At 39.2% G+C, this 19,857-nt stretch carries 23 protein-coding genes, 3 pseudogenes and 1 riboswitch; of the genes and pseudogenes, 5 read left to right on the top strand and 21 right to left on the bottom strand.

Annotated features, from left to right (window positions below; genetic code table 11):
* Positions 1-35 precede the first annotated feature (35 nt).
* From KUH03_RS16170 to KUH03_RS16160, 3 genes are read right to left on the bottom strand one after another with little or no spacing between them, the layout of a single operon-like run.
* Positions 36-296 (bottom strand): hypothetical protein, encoded by a 261-nt coding sequence (locus tag KUH03_RS16170; RefSeq protein WP_257094773.1) that lies wholly within the window; start codon positions 294-296, stop codon positions 36-38.
* The gene (locus KUH03_RS16165) at positions 293-907 is read right to left on the bottom strand and encodes a Plug domain-containing protein (protein ID WP_257097034.1); all 615 of its coding nucleotides are present in this window, start codon (positions 905-907) and stop codon (positions 293-295) included. The genes KUH03_RS16170 and KUH03_RS16165 overlap by 4 nt, the downstream gene beginning before the upstream one ends.
* Positions 841-1,272: a carboxypeptidase-like regulatory domain-containing protein gene (locus KUH03_RS16160; RefSeq protein WP_257094770.1), complete on the bottom strand. Its 432-nt coding sequence runs from the start codon at positions 1,270-1,272 to the stop codon at positions 841-843. The genes KUH03_RS16165 and KUH03_RS16160 overlap by 67 nt, the downstream gene beginning before the upstream one ends.
* 54 nt (positions 1,273-1,326) lie before the next feature.
* A riboswitch (TPP riboswitch) is annotated at positions 1,327-1,452 on the bottom strand.
* Between the two features lie 352 nt (positions 1,453-1,804).
* Between KUH03_RS16160 and KUH03_RS16155 the strand changes: the two genes are divergently transcribed.
* Genes KUH03_RS16155 through KUH03_RS16135 form a run of 5 tightly spaced genes read left to right on the top strand, consistent with a single transcriptional unit; the run spans position 1,805 to position 4,583 of the window.
* Entirely contained in the window at positions 1,805-2,452 is a 648-nt protein-coding gene (locus tag KUH03_RS16155) for an amidohydrolase family protein (protein WP_257094768.1), read from the top strand.
* A complete protein-coding gene (locus KUH03_RS16150) occupies positions 2,443-2,856 on the top strand; it encodes an amidohydrolase family protein (RefSeq protein WP_257094766.1) in 414 nt (137 codons plus the stop codon). Before KUH03_RS16155 ends, KUH03_RS16150 begins: the two co-directional genes overlap by 10 nt.
* Before the next feature lie 37 nt (positions 2,857-2,893).
* Complete coding sequence (locus tag KUH03_RS16145) at positions 2,894-3,178, top strand: acylphosphatase (RefSeq protein WP_257094764.1); 285 nt, start codon at positions 2,894-2,896, stop codon at positions 3,176-3,178.
* The gene (locus KUH03_RS16140) at positions 3,178-3,999 is read left to right on the top strand and encodes a lipopolysaccharide biosynthesis protein (protein ID WP_257094762.1); all 822 of its coding nucleotides are present in this window, start codon (positions 3,178-3,180) and stop codon (positions 3,997-3,999) included. The genes KUH03_RS16145 and KUH03_RS16140 overlap by 1 nt, the downstream gene beginning before the upstream one ends.
* Before the next feature lie 23 nt (positions 4,000-4,022).
* Complete coding sequence (locus KUH03_RS16135; RefSeq protein ID WP_257094760.1) at positions 4,023-4,583, top strand: lipopolysaccharide biosynthesis protein; 561 nt, start codon at positions 4,023-4,025, stop codon at positions 4,581-4,583.
* Between the two features lie 167 nt (positions 4,584-4,750).
* Here the strand turns inward: KUH03_RS16135 and dusB are convergent.
* From dusB to trmD, 18 genes and pseudogenes are all read right to left on the bottom strand, one after another.
* Positions 4,751-5,745: pseudogene (dusB, locus tag KUH03_RS16130) on the bottom strand (tRNA dihydrouridine synthase DusB).
* Between the two features lie 345 nt (positions 5,746-6,090).
* Positions 6,091-8,253 (bottom strand): outer membrane beta-barrel family protein, encoded by a 2,163-nt coding sequence (locus KUH03_RS16125; RefSeq protein ID WP_257094758.1) that lies wholly within the window; start codon positions 8,251-8,253, stop codon positions 6,091-6,093.
* 21 nt (positions 8,254-8,274) lie between these two features.
* Positions 8,275-8,667 carry a PepSY-associated TM helix domain-containing protein gene (locus tag KUH03_RS16120; protein WP_257094756.1) on the bottom strand — a complete coding sequence of 131 codons (393 nt, stop codon included), beginning with the start codon at positions 8,665-8,667 and terminating at the stop codon, positions 8,275-8,277.
* A 76-nt stretch (positions 8,668-8,743) separates the two neighbouring features.
* Positions 8,744-9,154 (bottom strand): PepSY domain-containing protein, encoded by a 411-nt coding sequence (locus KUH03_RS16115; RefSeq protein ID WP_257097031.1) that lies wholly within the window; start codon positions 9,152-9,154, stop codon positions 8,744-8,746.
* On the bottom strand, positions 9,133-9,396 hold the full coding sequence (locus KUH03_RS16110) for a PepSY domain-containing protein (RefSeq protein ID WP_257094754.1): 264 nt from the start codon (positions 9,394-9,396) through the stop codon (positions 9,133-9,135). The genes KUH03_RS16115 and KUH03_RS16110 overlap by 22 nt, the downstream gene beginning before the upstream one ends.
* 66 nt (positions 9,397-9,462) lie before the next feature.
* Positions 9,463-10,719 carry a DUF4374 domain-containing protein gene (locus KUH03_RS16105; protein ID WP_257094752.1) on the bottom strand — a complete coding sequence of 419 codons (1,257 nt, stop codon included), beginning with the start codon at positions 10,717-10,719 and terminating at the stop codon, positions 9,463-9,465.
* Between the two features lie 6 nt (positions 10,720-10,725).
* A complete protein-coding gene (locus KUH03_RS16100; RefSeq protein ID WP_257094750.1) occupies positions 10,726-10,962 on the bottom strand; it encodes a hypothetical protein in 237 nt (78 codons plus the stop codon).
* The gene (locus KUH03_RS16095) at positions 10,944-11,654 is read right to left on the bottom strand and encodes a TonB-dependent receptor domain-containing protein (protein WP_257094748.1); all 711 of its coding nucleotides are present in this window, start codon (positions 11,652-11,654) and stop codon (positions 10,944-10,946) included. The genes KUH03_RS16100 and KUH03_RS16095 overlap by 19 nt, the downstream gene beginning before the upstream one ends.
* Complete coding sequence (locus tag KUH03_RS16090) at positions 11,567-11,953, bottom strand: hypothetical protein (protein ID WP_257094746.1); 387 nt, start codon at positions 11,951-11,953, stop codon at positions 11,567-11,569. Before KUH03_RS16090 ends, KUH03_RS16095 begins: the two co-directional genes overlap by 88 nt.
* A gap of 112 nt (positions 11,954-12,065) precedes the next feature.
* The gene (locus KUH03_RS16085) at positions 12,066-13,130 is read right to left on the bottom strand and encodes a TonB-dependent receptor plug domain-containing protein (RefSeq protein ID WP_257094744.1); all 1,065 of its coding nucleotides are present in this window, start codon (positions 13,128-13,130) and stop codon (positions 12,066-12,068) included.
* A gap of 113 nt (positions 13,131-13,243) precedes the next feature.
* Positions 13,244-13,711 (bottom strand): hypothetical protein, encoded by a 468-nt coding sequence (locus KUH03_RS16080; protein WP_257094742.1) that lies wholly within the window; start codon positions 13,709-13,711, stop codon positions 13,244-13,246.
* The gene (locus KUH03_RS16075) at positions 13,693-14,331 is read right to left on the bottom strand and encodes a hypothetical protein (RefSeq protein ID WP_257094740.1); all 639 of its coding nucleotides are present in this window, start codon (positions 14,329-14,331) and stop codon (positions 13,693-13,695) included. The genes KUH03_RS16080 and KUH03_RS16075 overlap by 19 nt, the downstream gene beginning before the upstream one ends.
* Positions 14,332-15,165: 834 nt before the next feature.
* Positions 15,166-15,636 carry an RNA polymerase sigma-70 factor gene (locus KUH03_RS16070; protein ID WP_257097030.1) on the bottom strand — a complete coding sequence of 157 codons (471 nt, stop codon included), beginning with the start codon at positions 15,634-15,636 and terminating at the stop codon, positions 15,166-15,168.
* 176 nt (positions 15,637-15,812) lie between these two features.
* Complete coding sequence (trpC, locus tag KUH03_RS16065) at positions 15,813-16,526, bottom strand: indole-3-glycerol phosphate synthase TrpC (RefSeq protein WP_306429603.1); 714 nt, start codon at positions 16,524-16,526, stop codon at positions 15,813-15,815.
* Positions 16,527-16,591: 65 nt separating this feature from the next.
* A pseudogene (locus KUH03_RS16060) lies at positions 16,592-17,162 on the bottom strand (aminodeoxychorismate/anthranilate synthase component II).
* The gene (locus KUH03_RS16055) at positions 17,149-17,442 is read right to left on the bottom strand and encodes a chorismate mutase (RefSeq protein ID WP_257094738.1); all 294 of its coding nucleotides are present in this window, start codon (positions 17,440-17,442) and stop codon (positions 17,149-17,151) included. The pseudogene KUH03_RS16060 and the gene KUH03_RS16055 overlap by 14 nt, the downstream one beginning before the upstream one ends.
* Positions 17,439-18,842, bottom strand: a pseudogene (locus KUH03_RS16050) (anthranilate synthase component I family protein). The gene KUH03_RS16055 and the pseudogene KUH03_RS16050 overlap by 4 nt, the downstream one beginning before the upstream one ends.
* 253 nt (positions 18,843-19,095) lie before the next feature.
* Positions 19,096-19,773 carry a tRNA (guanosine(37)-N1)-methyltransferase TrmD gene (gene trmD / locus KUH03_RS16045; protein WP_257094736.1) on the bottom strand — a complete coding sequence of 226 codons (678 nt, stop codon included), beginning with the start codon at positions 19,771-19,773 and terminating at the stop codon, positions 19,096-19,098.
* Positions 19,774-19,857 lie beyond the last annotated feature (84 nt).

Here is a 19,857-nt window from a genome sequence, read left to right as displayed (position 1 = left end):
TTGACCAATAATGACGTCTGGCAGTCCATATTTACTTAATTTATCCCCGGTCTCATCTCCTCATAGTAGCCATAACCTCTTGTATAATGTAAGGCGGTATTCAATGTGAGTTTATCACTGAGGATATTGGTGTAATGAAGTTGGTGATGCTTTTGGGTATAGTTATCCGTTTGGTTTTTGTACGTATAAAGGTTATAGTTTCGCCCAGCATTCATAAAACGGTCTTTTTCTGTCCCCGATATATATAAACCATTATCTGCATAATCATCCATACGGGATCTGTCTCCAGTAATCAAGGGCTCTGGTACACCGTTCCAGGCCTGGTAGGTTTTCTCTTTTCCCAAAATACGATCCCTTTTAAAATATGTTTCTTTCCATAGTAGCCTCCATCGATATAAAAGGATTGTAAATCTGAAGAAGCTCTTTCAATATAACCGTCACTGCTAATCCTAGATAACCGCGCATTGAAAGCAAATTTGTCGTTGATCAAACCGGTTCCGAGCTTTACGGTATTTTTCCAGGTATTATAAGAACCGAAAGAATTATTGAGCTCAACATAGGGTTTTTCGGCTAAGGTATTGGATTGAATATTTAAGGAAGCACCGAAGGAACCAGCACCATTTGTCGAGGTTCCAATCCCTCGTTGCACTTGAATGCTTTCGGTAGATGATGCGAAATCAGGAAGATTGACAAAGAATGAGCCCATGCTTTCAGCATCATTTAGTGGGATTCCATTAAGCGTTACGTTGATGCGCTGGTTGTCAGATCCACGAATGGTCATGTTTGTATATCCTATGCCGGCCCCTGCATCGGAGTTGACCTGGACAGAAGGTGTTTGATTCAATAGATAGGGATATCTTGCCCTAGATTGTTTCTGGAAATCTCTTCTTTTGAGATATTCTTGAATGTTGTTGGGGCATTCTTTTTGGCTCTGGTAGATACAACGAGTACTTCTTCTGTACGAATTGTTTTCGGATCAAGTTGGACCGTCAATTGCATGTCGCGCTCAATGTTCAGGTTTTGGGTCCAAGTATGATATCCTATAAAAGAAACTTGAACGGAATGCTTCCCTTTCTGGATATTATACAATTTGATCAGACCATCTTTGTCCGATTTGGTTGTAAAAGAAGCCTGTCCATCCAGGGATACTGATGCATTTTGTAGCGGCCTTTGTGTGTTCTTGTCTACGGTCTTAATCGTCAAATTGTGCTGAGCAACAGCAATTTGGATAGAAACAGTAGCTAAAGCGCTACAAATCAAAAATTTGATCATGTTGATGTATTTTGTTTAAGTTAAACAAATCATAGAAAGGGGTCACTATGATCGTTCTATTTAACTAACCTCTCCCTCCGCCAGCATTACCTGGATCAGGTGCACAGAACTTAATCTGTTGGGTATAATCTCAGCCCTTATTTGTGTTTTTGACAAAACAAGGCACCCCTATTCGATGGTGCGAATATATACATTAAAATCGGAATGGTATAACATGATGTGTTTTTGACAAAAAGCCAAGCTAGTTAAAAATTTGTTAAAATTTCCTTATGGTTTAAAGTTTTACGTTTAGGCTTGTTTTTGGTATTTATTGTTCTTTTTAGGTACCTTGGCATAGAGTTTTCTACTGTTAGTATGTATTCATATCGGTCAAAAATTTTTAATTACTAATTTGAGAGTGAGGAGATAAAATGTTAAAATATTTAAGCGCAAATTATATTCTACCGATCACTTCGATGCCAATAAAAGATGGTATTGTAGCGGTAGATGAAGAGGGGTAATTCAGGGTATTTACGAACCCGCATCGTTTACTTTGAATGATAAGGTCAAGATCGAAAGGTATGATGGCGTTATTATTCCAGGTTTTATCAACGCCCATTGCCATCTTGAATTGTCACATATGAAAGGTGTAGTACCCAAAGGTACCGGTCTGCCGAATTTCTTGAGTCAGGTGATGACTTCACGTAGTGCTTCAATGAAGAAAATGGATGATGCAATGGCAAAGGCGGATAAAGAGATGTATGAAAATGGTATTGTAGCTGTGGGCGATCATGCGAATACAGATAACTCTTCTACACTGAAAGAGGAATCGCAAATACTTTATCATACGTTTGTGGAAGTCATTGGTGTTGAACCTGAGGAAGCTGATTTTAAATTAAAAGAAGCAAAATCGTTGACGCAAGAATTCAGAAATGGCCATGTGTCGATTACACCACATGCACCTTATTCCTGTTCAAAAGCTCTTTTCAAAAATTCAAAAAAGCTGTCCCTGAGACGAACATCATTAGTATTCATAATCAGGAGAGTGATGAAGAGAATAAATTGTTTAGATACAAGACAGGTGAGTTCCTGGACTTCTATAAGAGTATCGGGAAAAATGCAGATTCTATTAAAGCGCAGGCCCGGAATTCGATCCAGTCTTATTTACCTTATTTGCCTTATCCGAATAAGTTGTTGTTAGTTCATAATACGTATACTTCATTAAAAGATTTGGATTTTGTGGAGCGTATGGATCGGGATGTTGTGTGGTGTTTGTGTCCGAAAGCAAATTTATATATCGAGGGTGCTTTACCTAAGATTCATAATTTTATAAATGCTGGACAACCCTTAGTTATCGGAACGGATAGTTTGGCATCGAACGATACGCTTTCAGTATTGGAAGAGTTGAAAGCATTGCATGAACATTTCGAAGATTTGGATTTCTTGCAAACCATTCAATGGGCTACAATCAACGGGGCTGTTGCGTTGAATATCCAAGATAAATATGGATCTCTGGAAGTAGGTAAAAAGCCGGGAGTTGTTTTGCTCCAAGGTATGGAACACATGCGTTTGACAGATAAAGTTAAAATCAAACGTTTAGCATAGTATTTAATTCCACAAAAACTTCTGTACTTTTGCTCTTATGAAACATTTGAATATTTCAATAAGGGGTAAAGTACAGGAGTCTTTTCGATTGACGGCCAAAGCTGTTGCAGATCAGGTTGGTGTAAAAGGCTTTGTTGTCAATCAAAAAGATGGATCTGTCTATATTGAAGCTGAAGGTGACGATTTTGCACTCGATTCAATGATGGACTTCTGCCAGGAAGGTCCAGAGGATGCAACTGTTGAAGCTGTTGAAGTTGAGGAAGGCGAGCTGAAGGGCTTTTCTAATTTTGAAGTGATTAAAAGAGTCCAATCCCAAGCCTAGTGTCAACAATAAAGAAATTTCTCAGCGATACCGTTATCTATGGTGTGACTACTATCGTTTCAAGAATGATAGGATTCCTGATGACACCGCTCTATCTCCGTAAATTCAAAGATGCAGCGATTTATGGAATTTATTCTAATTTTTATGCGTGGATGTCCATGCTGAATGCTATTCTAGCATTTGGAATGGAGACAACTTATTTCCGGTATTTACAGAAAGTTGAACCACAGAATAAGAATAAAGTTTACAATAATAGCTTCTTTATTACTTTAATTACCGCCGGATTATTACTGTTGTCTGTATTTGTTTTCACAAGACCCATTGCTTCGTGGTTCGCGGATGGTGGAGATGTGTCTCTTTATGAGCAATATATTAAATACTTCGCATTTATTCTCGTTGCGGATGCGCTTGCTGTCATACCATTTACAAAATTGCGTGCCGAGGGGAGACCTTATAAGTATAGTGCGCTGAAATTTGTCAATATTGGTATTACCGTGATTTCAAATTTGTTCTTTATTTTGTTCTTGCCGGATTGGGTACATAAATATACTTTTTGGGCTGATTTTGCTGGAACATGGTTCAAAGAAGGTTGGATAGGTTATGTCTTTATTTCCAATCTTTTCGCAAGTATTGTTACATTAATTCTATTACTGCCGGAATTGTTAACTTTCCGATTCAGCCTAGATAAAAGATTAATGAATGAAATGTTGAAGTATAGCTTCCCAATTCTAGTCGCTAATATTTCATTTATTATTAATGAGAATCTAGACAAAATGTTCTTTCTGAAATTGGTACCAGGGAGGCGGGGAAAGATGATTTAGGTATATATGGTGCAGTTGCTAAATTGGCCGTATTTTTAAGCTTATTTGTTACAGCTTTTAGACTAGGGGCAGAACCTTTCTTCTTTTCATATTCAAAAAACCAGAACGCATCGAAAACCTATGCACTAATCATGGAGTATTTTGTTATCCTTATGGTTATCGCAATGGTTGGATTGACAGTCAATCTGGATTGGCTGAAATATTTTATCAAGGGTAATGAAAAAGAGGTCGCAACATACTGGACTGGGCTTAAAATTGTCCCAATTCTTTTATTCAATTATGTGCTACTAGGAATATATATGAATTTATCGATTTGGTATAAGTTGACGGATCAAACACGTTACGCTATTTATATTTCGGGCATAGGAGCGCTAATTACAATTATGCTAAATGTGTGGCTTATCCCAACTTATTCCTATGTTGGTGCTGTTTTATCAACAACAGTAGTATATCTAGTCATGATCGCTTTTTCACTTTACTGGGGTCAGAAGTATTATCCCATACCTTATAAGATGCTCAAGATCTCTGTATATCTCGGAGTGGGGCTGTTGATTTCCTGGTTGAGTTTTCAAGTTTTTTCATAGTAATATTTGGATCGGAAACGCGATGTTATTGCTACTGCTTGGTATTACTTTTTTCTTAGAAAAGAATGGGCTGATGAAATTAATTCGAAGAAAATAGCTGGTTTGTTAAGGACATAAAAAAGGCGACAACTTAATTCGGTTGTCGCCTTTTTCAATATTGGAAAATCTTAAAATACTTCAGTTTCAAAGTTATGTTCAATATCATGGAGTACATCTAAAATTTCATCTTGCGTTTGTAAGCTGACAAGTTTCATTCTGGATTCTTTAAAATTCGGAATTCCTTTGAAATAATTTGCGTAATGTCTCCGCATTTCAAAGATCCCTAATTTATCACCTTTCCATTCGATGGATTTGTTTAAGTGTGTTTTACATACCTCGACACGTTCGGCAATTGTAGGTCCCTCCAGGCGTTCACCTGTATGGAAGAAATGTTTGATTTCTCTAAAAATCCATGGGTAACCAATTGCAGCACGACCGATCATAATACCATCAACCTCATATTCTTGTCTCCAGGCAGCGGCTTTCTCCACCGAATCCACATCACCGTTGCCAAAAATTGGAATTTGAATGCGTGGATTGCGTTTGATATCACGGATCATAGACCAGTCAGCCTGACCTTTGTACAATTGTGCACGGGTACGACCATGTATTGCTAATGCTTTGATGCCGACATCTTGCAATCGCTCTGCTACTTCGTATACATTTTTGGTATTGTCATCCCAGCCAAGACGGGTTTTTACTGTCACGGGCAGATGGGTTGCTTCAACAACAGCTTTAGTCATCGCAACCATTTTATCAATGTCTTGCAATAAGGAAGAGCCAGCTCCCTTACAGACCACTTTCTTAACAGGGCAACCGTAATTGATGTCGATTAGATTTGGATTTGCTTTTGTGCAGATTTCCGCTGATTGACGCATACTTTCAATATCTCCACCGAATATCTGGATACCGATGGGCCGTTCATATTCAAAAATATCTAGTTTTTGAACAGATTTAGCCGCATCACGAATCAGTCCTTCTGAGGAAATGAATTCAGTATACATTAAATCAACACCATTTTGTTTGCAAACATACCGAAATGGGGATCGCTGACATCCTCCATCGGAGCAAGTAACAATGGGAATTCTCCCAATTCAATATTTTCACCAATCTTGACCGACATCTTCAATTTTTTTTTTTACAAAGGTACAAAATTTGGTATTAGTATAAAGTTAGCTAACTGTCATGAGTTTAGAGCCTACTTTTTATGTCTTCAGAACCCGTAGCGCGTTGTGCTGTTGCGTTCTGAGAACCACCGAAACGGTAGCTGAAAGATAAGATGGCGGTCCTACTGTCGGGGTTAGATCTACCGATGAGCCTGATGGTCGGGGAGATGGTTTCATATCGTCGATTGTTGGTTCTGAAAATGTCGTTTACGACTAATTTCAGCGTGGCTTTTTATTGAGGAAGTTTTTTTGGATGCCAGAATAGACCTGTCCGTAGCTTTTGATATGACTGATCCCTACCGTCAAGCCAGACACATAGTTGCCCCCAATTCAATAGACCAATCCTTAGGCAATTTGAAGGAATTTTGGCTGTTTAGACTTAATGTATTGCCCTCGCGGACAATTAGCCCATCTTCTTGTGGCAATTCATATTCATTCCGATAATAATTTGCAAAATGTGTTGCCGACCACCAGCTGGTAAATTGGGTCGGGGCAATAAAGGAGATCCCATAATTTTTAAAAGAACCTATATTCTCGGGCCTTTCAAAAGTAATATAGGGATTAAGTGGATCTCTGCCCAATATTTCGTTGACAACATTTGACCGCTGGGCATAATTCAGCGTTAAGACGTATTTGCTTGCGTAAGTATAACCTAGTTCAAAGGAATGTTCGTATGCTGGGTTTAAGTTTGAATTTCCCTCAGCATAGGAAAAAGGATCTGTGTATACCCTGAATGGATTTAAATCCCAAAACGAAGGCCGTTGTACACGATAGCTGTAGCTGGTCTGTACTTTATGATTGTCATTGGCTGTATAAGTGAAAAACGCTGCTGGGAATAGTTTGAAATAGGATCTTTCAAATTGTTCGTTCAATGTAATTTGATGACTACGTGTACGGGTGTGTTCACCACGAACGCCTATTTGCGTTGAAAACTTATGCCAGCTTTTTGATAGATTTAGATAACCCGCATGAATAGTCTCTTTGTAGATAAAGTGATTACTTGTACCCAGATCCGGAACATATTGATCATTTTGTAATGTATCATAATGTAGATCGTTTTCAGTGCGTACGTAACTGCTCTTCCAGCCAGCTTCCAGTTTATATTCTTTTGGAAGAGGAAGTGTATAATCTAGCTTGGCGACATATACCTTATTGTCTGAGGGGATATCACCTATTCTGGAGGAGCTTGCAGGCGGTGTTGAAGTTCCGACATTGTTATATGCCGTATTCAGCTGCTGATCCATTTTTGAATAGTGGTCAACAAGGTCAAGATCTATTTTTAATTCATGACCTTTATCATTGAGCTTTAAATTATAATTGACATTGTACAGCATATCTCGCCAACGCTCCTTGCCCTCCGTGATGGTCGTGGATGACCATACTAAATTATCGGTATTAAAGTTCCTGAAACTATTCGTGGTGGGCTCGTACTTTGGATATTTCCCGAATCCTCCATTAATTAAGAAACCTATCGTCTGTTTGGGATTTATGCTGTAGTCCATGCCGACTCTAAAATTATTAGATCGGAGTTTGGGCTGTATGCTGTTCTCCTGTTGTGAATACGATTCAGGGACTGATCCCTGATCAGTGTAAAAATAGCGTGTAAGTGAGTTATAATATTTCAGATTTTGGAAATACTGATTATAAATCCCGAATACGTTGATTTTTTCTGTACGATAATTAAGGTTTAGACTCCCGCCAAGATGTGCTCCTCTACCGGCACCGGCATTAGCCGATACGGAACCATTAAACCCTTGTTTGAGCCCTTTCTTTAATACAATGTTTATGATACCTGCGGATCCAGCAGCATCCTGTTTTGCATTTGGATTGGACATGACCTCGATTTTATTGATGTCCGTTGAGGACGTGCTCCGTAGGAGATTGGCCAATTGATCGGCGGACAGGTATGTAATTTTCCCATTGATCATGACCGTCGCTCCAGATTTACCTTTAATGCTTAGCGAACCACTTTCATCGACAGCGACACCTGGAATCTTGCTGAGTAATTCCAGTCCGTTGTTGCCGTCTGCGAGCATGGAGTTTTCAATATTGAAGACCAGCTTGTCCTGTTGCTGTTCGATAAATTGCTTTTTTCTTTTGACGACGACCTCAGCGAGATAGGTATTGTTTTGCAATAATAGGATCTTGCCAAGGTCATACTCGTCAAAATGTTCGTCCAACCTGAAATGGGGACTGAAAGTATCCTGATGGGTAAGGCTTTTGACTTTAATAAAATAGCTACCCGCTTTGGTATTGGTAAACCTGAAATTTCCGGTACTATCTGAGCGTGCCGTACTAGCCAGTGTACCATCATTGACGTGATAAAGCGAAATACTTACATAAGGAATGGCCTGTTTATCTTCGCCCACAGTCTGTCCCTTGATATGATTTGTTTTTTGAGCTTGGCTTGTAAATAGGGTACAGATCCAAAGGAGACTTAAGAGATAACGGAGGATATAAGGCATGATTATATAATTAAGTTGTTGCTAATTGTGGACGTCTTGTTTTTTTGGTTGACTTTTTTTTTTCTTTCCCCACCAGATGTAGAACCCTGTTATAGGCAAAGTCGCACAGATAAGCGATGCGATGAAGTAAATTATTTTGGTGGTCATTCCACCGATAAAACCGGTATGCAGGGCGTAATTGGAACGCATGAGCCATTCCGTGGTATTGGCTTCATCAATTGGTCCCTGTTTGCGGCCTGTTAATTCCAGTGTATTGCGGTCAAAATTAAGGTCTCTCCAGCTTCCGTTGGCCATGTCCGTGCAGGCATACACCGCTTTATCGTCTTTTTCGGGGTAGTGGACAATAACAGCTTCTTTGTTGAACTTTGCATATTCATGACGCACTTTATACCAGATTTGATCAGCAACTACCAACGCATCATTTAGCGGCTGATCCGGAAGCTCAGGTTTATTATTCTTTTCCGTTTTTGGTTTGTTGGGATAGCCCCAGTCATCCAGACCACGGAACTTCGAATCCAGGAAAACTCATGATGAGCCCTGTAAAGCACATAACGAATGCGATTGTTAGCGCATAGAAACCCAGTACGTTGTGGAGGTCATAATTGACACGTTTAAATTTTGCTTTCCATTTGATGGTAAAACTCTGTTCTCTCGATCTACGGTTCCATTTCTTTGGCCACCATAATACCATGCCTGTAATCAGTAGTATGAAAAAGATAAAGGTGCTCCAGCCAACGACCTGCCTGCCTATTTTTGTGGGCATCCAAAGATGACGATGCCCCTCATCCATGAAATGGAAAAAATCCTCATGGTTGACAATCGCGAGGACTTCGGCTGTATATGGGTTTACATAGACAAGACTGTCGGAGTGATCTAGACTTACTTTAACTGATTTGTCCAGACCATAATACCAGGAACTCGCAATTTCATAATCAGGAAGCGTCGCTTTAACAGATTTATAGATCGCGGATGGGGAAGCTGTTCTTCTGATTTTTGAGCTGTGACCTGAATATAGTTTGTGGTTAATTCTTTGATATCATGTTCAAAGACAAGTACGCAGCCTGTAATTCCTAAGATGATAACAGGAATACCCGCAGCGATTCCTAACCAAAGGTGTAGCCAGGCATTAATTTTACTGAGCATAATGGGAAACGATTTTTATAATCCGATCTGCACTTGTTGGTCGGCAGATCGGATCATTGTAGGTGATTAGTAATTGATTTTGCTCATTGATGATACATGGGAGATCCCTGTAAATTTCAACCCTCTTTTTGCGGTAGCGTTGTTGATATCAATGATGTAGGTGTAATATTGCTTGTCGTCTTTATTTTGACAGGTGTAGTAAGCTTTTGAGCTACCTTTGTCAACAAATACAACATCTTTATATCCCTGTTGTTCATGTGCAGGAATCTCTTTGATTTCTGTCATTTTTTTGGTTTGGATATCTACGATATATAGTTTGACAAGTCCACCACCTACACCTTCAGCTTGTTCGCCTTTATTATAGACCGTCATTAAAAATTTCTCGTCTTTAAGATAACTGCCTCTTGCGATCTTACCGTTTCCAAGGGATTCGATATCGAAATAATAGTCTTTATCAAATTCATCTGTTCCTTTCTTGATTCGTAGGAATCCAGATTTATTTTTGGATGCCAGTGACGCTTCATTTGCGGAGAACCAAACATACGCATCGCCTTTGTCATCCACGGCTAGACCTTGCTGAGCCCACCAATTCCCGATATGGGAACCTCTTCCGTCACGGATTGTTTTTTCAAATTTAAGTTCCGGATAAGAGAAGATACCGATATAGGTCGTATCTGTTGTCGTAAAATCTCCGCCCCAGTTACTTGAACCATCTCCGGATTGGAAAGGAATATAGACCTTATTACCTACTTGGAATACGCCTGTCCAGATTGCCATGCGTTTACCGCCCAATACTTTGGAAAGATCGACCGTGTTTTTGTTGGCGATGGAGAAATTTTGAGCATCATAGTTTCTTAGCGTCGCGACCGGGTTTACAATGCTTCTATTGGTCGTTCCCAAAATAATATTTTTATCACCGAAATTACCATAGATACCTGCGGTTTCGGCGTTTACCTGATCATCTTTAAGTCTTTGCAGATCGCCTTTGGCATCAATAGCATAAGGAGTTATCGGGCCTTGGCCACCGTATGTCAGGCCAAAAACATGGTTGTTTTGATTGATAAAAGAAGCCTCAGTTGCCGGCATACCGTTACCCACTATGCTTAAATTACCTTGTGTAACATCATCCGTAGTAACAATATAAGTGCCTGATGAACCTGATTCCGAACTCCCTTGCCCAGTTACGATAAAGACGAATTTTTCCTTCTTTTTCGAGTTTCCTGAATCTTCTCCTCCTTCAACGGGCTTGTCCTTTGAACAAGCAGTAATTGTTAACACGCCACAGGCTACTGTAAGCAATCTTAAGTAATTTGACTTTTTCATTTTGAGTTATTTAATAAATTGTGTGTTATTTTTACGGATAAAGTATCTGAATTTGACATTGAAAGACCGACTAGGTTTCTGCATCTCAAAATTGTCGTATCGTGTTGCGTCAGTTAGGTTATTACATTCCAGCGCGACATTGTATTTTCCCGAAGCCATTGCATAGACAATGTTGACATCGTGAGATAGCTGTTCGGGAATAATGAAACGCTGTGCTGGCGTGCCTAAACTTGGAAAGTCCAAAAGAAAGCATGAATATATTGGAGGTTGTAACCGATTGTCAATGTATTATGTTTACCTCCGAAGTGGTGCAAATAATAGGCAGCATCTGCATTACCATATAAATATGGGATATTAGGCATGCGATCCTTGTAAACACTGCTTTCTACAAGTTGACCGGGCTCATATTTCGTGTTATTGATTATATTTTGGTAGGTGAGATTACCACCGATTGAAAACTGATTTTTATAGAAATATTTTAGATTAAGATCTACTCCATTATTGAGGACGCTCCTTAAATTGAGGTATTTACTCTCTCTTTTGTTGTTTGAGCTTAATGGGCTGATGTAGAGCCTTATAAAATCAGTTGCATTTCTATAGGTATAGTTAGCATCTATGATGATATGGTTATTCTCATTCCATTTTTTAGTGTAGGAGAGACCGACATTGATGTTATGGCTATTCTCTGGTTTAAGTGTTGGATTTGCGCTCAGGTCTTGTGCATCGCCAAATAGTTCGTTGTTTTCAGGTAATCTGGAAGCTTTCTCATAGGAAGCTTTCAATTGTAGGGTTGGATTGACAAAGTAGGAAGCCGCAAATCCATAGCCTAATTTATTGACCGTCGTTTCTACATTTTTGTAGATTTCATTTTTCTTGACTTCTTCAAAGTACTTACCTTTTTGATTGTAATTTTTACAAATACATTTAAATCCCATTGATCGGCTATGTTGGTGCGATAACCTAATGCAGTAATATTTTTGTTGTTTTTTCGTGGCAACTTGTTGATTTCGAGATCTGGGTAATATTTATCTTTTCCTTTGCGGTCAAACGTTGTCAATAGGTGATTGACCATAAAATGGTGTTTTTCATTGATCGCATAGGCGAGATTGGCAATGAAGTTACCATTGTTATTGTTGAAACGATAATCGCGTAGTTCGTTTTCACCTCCGGGAGCATTAGGGTTATTTTTATCTTTGGGTTCACTCTCTCCGGACCAGGTAAATCTTCTGTTCACTGTATCCAGACTGCGTTCTTTACCGAGGTTGTATCGGCCAAATATGTTGACATCTAGTCCCTTTACAAATAGATCTTTTTGATGTATTTTACACTGGGTTGGATGATATTTCCTAGGGCTTCCCGGCCTCCATAAACATCGTCCATGTGGTTTCCGGTCTGGATTTCTTTTTGTTTTCACCCAGTGTTATTCCAAAAAGTAGCTGATCTGCATATTTCTTGTTGGAGACTCCGATATTATAAACCATTGTTTCATTTCGGTAGGCGTCGTGGAAACGCCTTCTTCTTCCTTTGGTATATTTTCCGGTTTCAAAATCAGCCGTCCGCACATTCACCCAGTAATTGTTGTCCGAATAGTTTTGGAAGGCCGATAAGGTCATCGTTAATCCGTTATTCGAGATGTATCCCGCGTTTACCGCAGTTTTATGCGTATTGAAGGAACCATAAGAATAAGAAGCATCAAGGTACTTCCCAGGGTCATTTTTGGTGACAATATTCACAGCACCACCTAAAGCATCGCCACCCAGCCATACCGGAACAACACCTTTATACACTTCCACACGCTCGGCAAAATTGATCGGGATATTATTCAATTGAAAGGATGAACCAAAATTGTCCATCGGAATGCCATCCAGAAATAATTTCACCTGATTGCCGGAGAATCCATTAATACTAAAAGACATATTTGATCCGACACCGCCAGACTCTCTCAAGCGTACGCCCGAGACTCTATTAAGTGCCTGGCCGATATCTAAAGTCGTATTGTACAGTTTTTTTGCATCTATTGCAGAGACATTGTAGGGTTGTCGTGTTATCTCACTTGCAGTGGATCGACCTATAACTTCAACTTCTGCCATGATTTTTTGATCTGGGGTCATTTGAATTCCGGATAGATCAATAACATTTTTACTACAGGTTACTGACCGATGTATAGTCTGATATCCGACCGCGGAAATCGTAACCTGATGATTACCGAAAGAGATTCCGCTTATTTTAAAAAAACCATTTTTGTCCGCTTTGGCTCCTTTATTTGTACCTGATAGGACAATTGTTGCCCCATGAATAGGCTCGTTTGATGTATTGGTAACACTACCTTTGACTTCGGCTAGTTGTTGGGAATTTGAAGGAAATGATATGATTAGGAAAAAGAATAACCATACTACTTTAAATTTTGACATTACTTTATTTAGATTAATTACACATAGAGAAGTTGCGTAACTCTAAATCTACCGAAGGTCAAATAAGTAAATAAAAATTATTATTTTTAATAAGCTGAATATCAGTTAGAAATTTAATGTAGTCGATCTATTCTAACAATAAAATCGGTCGCTTGATCTAGGATAAGACCAACCTGAATATTTTTTGATTTGATATCATAGACCCAAACTTGATGCTGATCCTTTGCATCGTCTATTGTGATATAGGCTTTCCCATTTTCGACGAGAACGGATTCTTTGCGTGTCCCCTTGTCGAAAGGGAGGTTTAATTTTGTCGTAGTTTGGCTGATAAGATCGACCACATAGTACTCAAATTGATAGGTGGAATGATGATCGCTAAAGTCGGTGTAGCGATCTCTACGTTCACTACGGACGATAGCCTGATTGTTGCCCAAATACCACATGCCATAAGCATGATTGTGTGTTTTGGCTGTTAGATTGAGAAAATAGGCAGGGTTGATATGGGTGGAATTGCTGTCAATTCTAAAAATTGCGGTAGGTTTTGATGGGCTGTTACCTAGTGCTATACCAGGGCAGGACATAAAATAGAAATTGCCATTTTCGTCATGGAGGCTATAAGATTGAACAGTATTGACTCCTCCGGGGTAAGAAGAACGAGTATCTTTTGTATATTTTCTAATTGTAAAGTCGTCTTATCCAGTGTCGCAATATACATTGTATCTATTGTGGTAAAGTCAGTCTCATTAATCACTTTATTAAAAGTATAACCGATCAATAACCGTTGTTGATGTATGGTGCCAAACCCGACGGAAAGAATCTTAAAGTCTGCTGAGGCTGAAGGTAGTTTTACTTCTTGCTGTTGGTTGATTTTGAAATCGTTGACCGTAATTTTAGAGACCCATAGCCGACGGTTTGTTTTGTTGTCCGAAGTAAATAGGAGTAATGTGTCTCGATCAAGCCAGTTTATATTTTCAATATGCTGATCTTGCATAGCCAACTGTGCAATTTCCTTTAATCCGTTTGATTGAAGTGTATATTTTCTGAATTTTCCCGCTCTTAAAAAATAAAAATGCTTGTCCTTAACGATGATGCTTCGATCGAATTGCTGTGTCGGAATGTCTATGCCATTTTTTGAGATGGTCAGATTTCCACTATCAACAGTATTTGAGGTGATGATGGTGTTTCCGAGATCTTTATTCATCGTATAGAGACTGTACTTCCTGTCGATATTTCTGCCCCCATCTTCCGTTCTACAGCTTATTACTAAATGGAGTAATAACAAGGATAAGAATAGCGTGAAGCGGTTGGATAGCATGAGTGTATGGACTAATTGAAGTTCTTCTTATTTAGATGATATTAAATTGTATTTTCAGTTCGTGTTGGATGGTAGGGGCTAAAAAGTCAGTTCTGATTTGGAGATTATTACCTGTTTGCCATTTTTTTGTGGTTTTAATACAAAATATGTTTCCCCATGTTTGAGTTCCTTCTTTTTATCTGTGCCGGAAAAGCTAAATGCAAAGTTTTTTTGGGAATGAACATCATATTGCCCGAAGTTTTGAATTCCCCGGTATCCGTATTGATCTCAGCCCGTGCATTTTTACCGAGGATGATATTGTAACTATTCTGGTTAATATATTTCAGTCCAGCACTTGTTCCGTTATCAAAGATGGCGGCAGTGTTTTCGGCATCCTTACTGAATTGATAAAAACCAAAACAGAGTAAAAATATAATACTGGCTGCTATTCCAATATATTTAAAGTTATATTTTTTGGGAGGAACTATTGTTGGGACTTCGGACTTATCAATATGGCTGCTCAGCTCGGCCCAGATATCCGTTTCTAATTTTGCTTTTTAGTGATGGAAATAGACAAGGGCTCCGACTCGAGGGTATCATCCAATAACCATTCCTCCACAAGAAGTTGTTCTGCGGGAGAGCATTGGCCTAAATGATATTTCTCTACGAGTTTATGGTCTATTTTCATATGATATACTTACTTTCTGACAAAAGTACAGGATTTCTTTTGTATAGCTAAATTTAGGATATATATTCCGTTAGTTCTGTTTTTAATGTTTTTAATGCCCGTGAAATATGATATTCTACCGCCCGTTCGGAAATATAGAGCTTATGCGCAATTTCCTTGTTGGTGAGCCCCTGTTCTCTACTCATGCGGAAGACATTTTTACATTGTTTGGGCAAACTATCGATCAGATGTGATATCTTCTTGGCTAGTTCATCAGCAATCAGTGAATTATCTACGTAATGCTCTTCTCTTGTATTTGAAATATTGTCCAGGTGTTGTTGTCGTGATACTTTATTACGGATGTATTCAAATGTTTTGAGCTTTACTGATCTGATCAGATACCGCTCGACCTCTATGAGACGAAGCTCTTCACGTCGTTCCCAAAGTGATTTGAAAACATCCTGTACGATTTCCTTGGAATGTTCTTCATCTTTGATACTGCTCAGGCAAAAGGCAAACATACCTTCCCAGTGTTGAAGATATATTTGCTCAAAACCTGCTTTATCTATAATAAAAACTCTTTTTCCAAAATACCAGTTCTCTGCTTGTTCTGACGCAAAGATAGGCTTATTTAGATTCGTTTTAAATAGTTTCTAAATTTCTTTTACGAAATCCTTGATCGCTTTACCCGGATCTGCAGTTTTCATAAAATTTTCACCGATTAGAAAGCTTTGGAAACCAGCTTTTTCAATGCTTTAATAGTTGTGGGATCAGAGATGCCACTTTCAGAAACTTTAATATATTCGGATGGAATTTTATCCAAAAGTTCGTATGAATGGTTTAGATCTACGGAAAAATCTTTTAAGTTTCTATTGTTGACACCAATGGCATCGATATCGTCGAAAAGATTATCCAAAAGTTCCTGTTCATTGTGTACTTCAAGCAATACATTGAGTCCGATCTGATGTGCATAGGCGGCAAACTCCTGAACTTCTTCCTTTTTGAGGCAGGCTGCTATTAAAAGGATGACATCGGCACCATAAGCCTTGGCCTCAGTAATCTGATATTTGTCGACAATGAATTCTTTCCGCAAAATAGGGATGTTAATTGCTTCCCTTGCTTTCGAAAGATCTTCAAGATTGCCCTTGAAAAACTCCCCATCGGTCAGCACAGATACCGCCGAGGCACCAGCTTCTTCATAAGCCTTGACAACATCTTCGACTTTTGCCGTACTGTTGATATCTCCTTTTGAAGGTGATGCTCGTTTATATTCAGCTATAATTCCTGTTTTTTGAGGATCTAATATAGATTCCCGTAAAGAAAGACAGGCTACATTGAAATAGGGATAGTTCAACAGCTCTTCGAATGGAACCAAGGCCTTCGCCTTTTCTACTTCTATTCTTTTTCGTTCAATGATTTTATCGAGTATCGTCATTTTTAGTATTTAGTATAGATATTTTAGTACTTTAAGCCTTTGGCATATAGTTGAGTATTGAGATACTAAAATAACCAGTTTTCAATTAATTTTTTCCATTTGTTGTCAGTACGGATTCCGGATGGAACTGCATGCCTCGTACATCATACTCCGTATGTGTCAGTGCCATGATGATGCCATTCTCATCTACGGCTGTCACTTTAAGTGTGCTTGGCAATGTTTCTTTGTTTACAGCCCATGAATGGTAGCGTCCTATTTTGGAATCTTTCGGGAAGTCCTGAAATAGCTTTTCGGATTCATCAGTAACGATAATGCTGGTTGCAACTCCATGCAGCGGTTTTCCATATTGAATAGTGTGCCGCCAAATACTTCGGCGATTGCCTGTTGCCCCAGGCAGATGCCCAATATACTTTTGTGCGGAGCATAGGTGCGGATCACGTCAAGCAATAGACCCGCTTCTTCCGGAATACCGGGACCTGGAGAAAGAAGTATTTTATCGAATGCTTCCAGCTCTTCCAGTTTGAATTTATCATTTCTCAATACCACATAGTCCTGTCCCAACTCCTGTAGCAAATGAACCAAATTATAGGTGAATGAATCGTAATTGTCAATGACGACGATTTTATTGTTGCTCATAGCCTCTTGTTGTATAGTCCTGATTAAAGTAATTATCTATTTCCTGAAATATCGCTTGAACAAATTCCATTGGCAGGTCGAATTTCTTTGCCAGTGTCGCCTGGTTACTGCTGATATTTTTAATAATATGCTGCCCGGCATCGGTATGATCATCCAATACTTTTGCCTTATTGAGATAGGTCTTCCGCAAAGCCAGCAATTCAACGATGCGGTTGTCGATGGTGTCTATCGAAACATTGATATGTTGTGTATTGACACAGTATTCTAATGGTCTGATCATAACGTTTCTGCTAATTGTAATGCTTTTCGCAAAGCAGCTATTTTATTGTTGACTTCCTGAAGTTCCATTTCAGGGTCAGAGTCCAATACAATTCCACCACCAGCTTGATAGTGCAATGTGTTTTGTTTACTGAGGAATGAACGAATCATGATGGCATGATTGAAATCGCCATTGAAACCCATAAAGCCAATCGCTCCGGAGTAGAACGAACGTTGCAATCCCTCGTAGCGGTCAATGAGTGTCAATGCCATGTGTTTTGGAGCCCCAGAGAGCGTCCCGGCAGGGTAGGTGTCGCCTACAATGTCGAATGGATTGATATTATCTTTTAATACCCCTGTTACTTTTGATACCAAATGGATGATATGGGAGTAATATTGTGGTTCCATATAGGATTCTACTTTAACATGTGTACAGTGTCTGCTCAGATCATTACGGGCAAGGTCTACCAACATCACATGCTCGGAGGTTTCTTTCGGATCCTGTTTTAGTCTAGAAGCAATTTTTTTGGTCTTCCTCCATGTTTCCGGTTCTTTTGAATGTTCCGGCAATCGGGAAGATCGTAGCCTGTTTGCCATGGATGCGCAATTGTGCCTCAGGCGATGAACCGAAGAGTTTAAAGTCACCATAATCAAAATAGAATAGGTAAGGCGAGGGGTTAATGGAACGTAATGCACGGTAGACATTAAATTCATCACCTGAGAATGGTGTCCGGAAGCCTCGGGATGGAACAATTTGAAAGACATCCCCACGTTGGATATGTTCTTTCATCTTTTTCACCAATTGGCGATGTTCTTCATCGGTACGGTTGGAACTTTCCTCTCCGGCCAATTTGAATGTATACTCTGGGAAGTTTTTGTTTTGAATTAGGAATTGCATGCGTTCCAATTCTGATTCTTCATCTTCCAAAAGATGTTCGAAGATATAAAGCTGATTGCGGAAATGGTCGATGGCAATCACATACTTATAGACATGGTACTGCATAAACGGTATTTTCCGTGCCGGATCGACAGGTGTCGTCAGTTTGATATCCTCAAAATGTTCGATGCAATCAAATGTAAAGTAGCCAAATAGACCATTGGAGATTAGGTTCAGTTCGGCTATCGTAGAATCTTCAAAAGAATTCCTGAAATCGGATACCTCCTGACGTAATTCTATTTCTTGTGCATTTTTTACAATTCGTTCTTTTCCAGGATAGGTTAATGTTAACTCTCGCTCATCGAGTTGAATCCCTGCAATGGGCTGGCAACAGATATAGCTGATATTGTTGTCACGACTATGGTAGTCGGAGCTTTCAATAAGAGTGAATTTGGAAAGATATCCCTTAATCGAAGATAAATACTCACCGGTGTTGTTGTGTCGGCAAGCAACTTTCTGCTCTGTGTTTTGAATTTATACTTCATTTTATTCTTTTTCTTCGTTATGATAAATTTTATACAAAAAAACCCGATACTGGTTAGCATCGGGTTTGGAATTTCCACAAATGGTTTTGGTTGATTATGAAATATTATGACAATACCAATTGATTCCCGATGCTTATTGCTTCAGGCCACCACCAATTTGTATTTGTATATCTTCGTGTCATTATTACACAAATTTATAAAAAAATAAATAACCAAACTTTTTGTGATAAAAAAACAAAAATCCCCTTATTTCTTAATCATTTAATAAATCAGGGCGTCGTTCTTGTGTTCTTTTTAGCTGTTGTTCGTCCTTCCATGCAGCAATTTTCGCTTCATGTCCACTGAGTAAAATATCGGGCACTTTGTGCCCTTTCCACTCTGCAGGGCGTGTATAGATCGGTGCATCCAACAATCCGTCCTGAAAAGAATCTGAAAGCGCAGAGGTTTCGTCCGATAAAACTCCGGGGATCAAGCGGATGATCGCGTCTGTAACAATTGCCGCTGGAAGTTCACCTCCGGACAGCACATAATCACCTATAGAGATTTCCTTTGTCACATATATATCTCTGATGCGTTGGTCTATACCTTTGTAGTGACCACAGAGAATCATCATGTTACCTTTTGTCGAGAGTCCGTTTGCAATATCCTGATTGAAGGTTTCTCCATCGGGAGTCATATAGATGATTTCATCGTATTTCCGTTCGGCCTGCAATTGTTCAATACACTTAGCGAAGGGTTCGATCTGTAGCACCATGCCGGAGCCGCCGCCATAGGGGTAATCGTCCACACTTTTGTGCTTATTTGTTGAGTAATCTCTTAAATTGTGTACATATATCTCCGCGAGGCCTTTATTCTTTGCACGTTGCAAAATAGAGTGTGCAAATGGACTTCCCAAAAGGTCTGGTAGGACCGTAATAATATCAAAACGCATGGCGCAAAGATACACAAAAATGATCCATTGTATATTTATAAGATTGATTCGCTTATCTTTGTGGCAAATTTAAGTGTACATACA

Source organism: Sphingobacterium sp. E70, assembly GCF_019285695.1.
Classification (GTDB): domain Bacteria; phylum Bacteroidota; class Bacteroidia; order Sphingobacteriales; family Sphingobacteriaceae; genus Sphingobacterium; species Sphingobacterium detergens.
This window is presented reverse-complemented; position numbering and strand designations above follow the sequence as displayed.

What these genes read in the sequence shown, in the direction of transcription:
- KUH03_RS16160 (WP_257094770.1), bottom strand. Translation starts at nt 1,272, where the DNA reads ATGATCAAATTTTTGATTTGTAGCGCTTTAGCTACTGTTTCTATCCAA.
- KUH03_RS16145 (WP_257094764.1), top strand. Translation starts at nt 2,894, where the DNA reads ATGAAACATTTGAATATTTCAATAAGGGGTAAAGTACAGGAGTCTTTT.
- KUH03_RS16125 (WP_257094758.1), bottom strand. Translation starts at nt 8,253, where the DNA reads ATGCCTTATATCCTCCGTTATCTCTTAAGTCTCCTTTGGATCTGTACC.
- KUH03_RS16110 (WP_257094754.1), bottom strand. Translation starts at nt 9,396, where the DNA reads ATGCTCAGTAAAATTAATGCCTGGCTACACCTTTGGTTAGGAATCGCT.
- KUH03_RS16105 (WP_257094752.1), bottom strand. Translation starts at nt 10,719, where the DNA reads ATGAAAAAGTCAAATTACTTAAGATTGCTTACAGTAGCCTGTGGCGTG.
- KUH03_RS16095 (WP_257094748.1), bottom strand. Translation starts at nt 11,654, where the DNA reads ATGGGATTTAAATGTATTTGTAAAAATTACAATCAAAAAGGTAAGTAC.
- KUH03_RS16085 (WP_257094744.1), bottom strand. Translation starts at nt 13,130, where the DNA reads ATGTCAAAATTTAAAGTAGTATGGTTATTCTTTTTCCTAATCATATCA.
- KUH03_RS16080 (WP_257094742.1), bottom strand. Translation starts at nt 13,711, where the DNA reads ATGTCCTGCCCTGGTATAGCACTAGGTAACAGCCCATCAAAACCTACC.
- KUH03_RS16075 (WP_257094740.1), bottom strand. Translation starts at nt 14,331, where the DNA reads ATGAATAAAGATCTCGGAAACACCATCATCACCTCAAATACTGTTGAT.
- trpC (WP_306429603.1), bottom strand. Translation starts at nt 16,526, where the DNA reads ATGACGATACTCGATAAAATCATTGAACGAAAAAGAATAGAAGTAGAA.
- KUH03_RS16055 (WP_257094738.1), bottom strand. Translation starts at nt 17,442, where the DNA reads ATGATCAGACCATTAGAATACTGTGTCAATACACAACATATCAATGTT.
- trmD (WP_257094736.1), bottom strand. Translation starts at nt 19,773, where the DNA reads ATGCGTTTTGATATTATTACGGTCCTACCAGACCTTTTGGGAAGTCCA.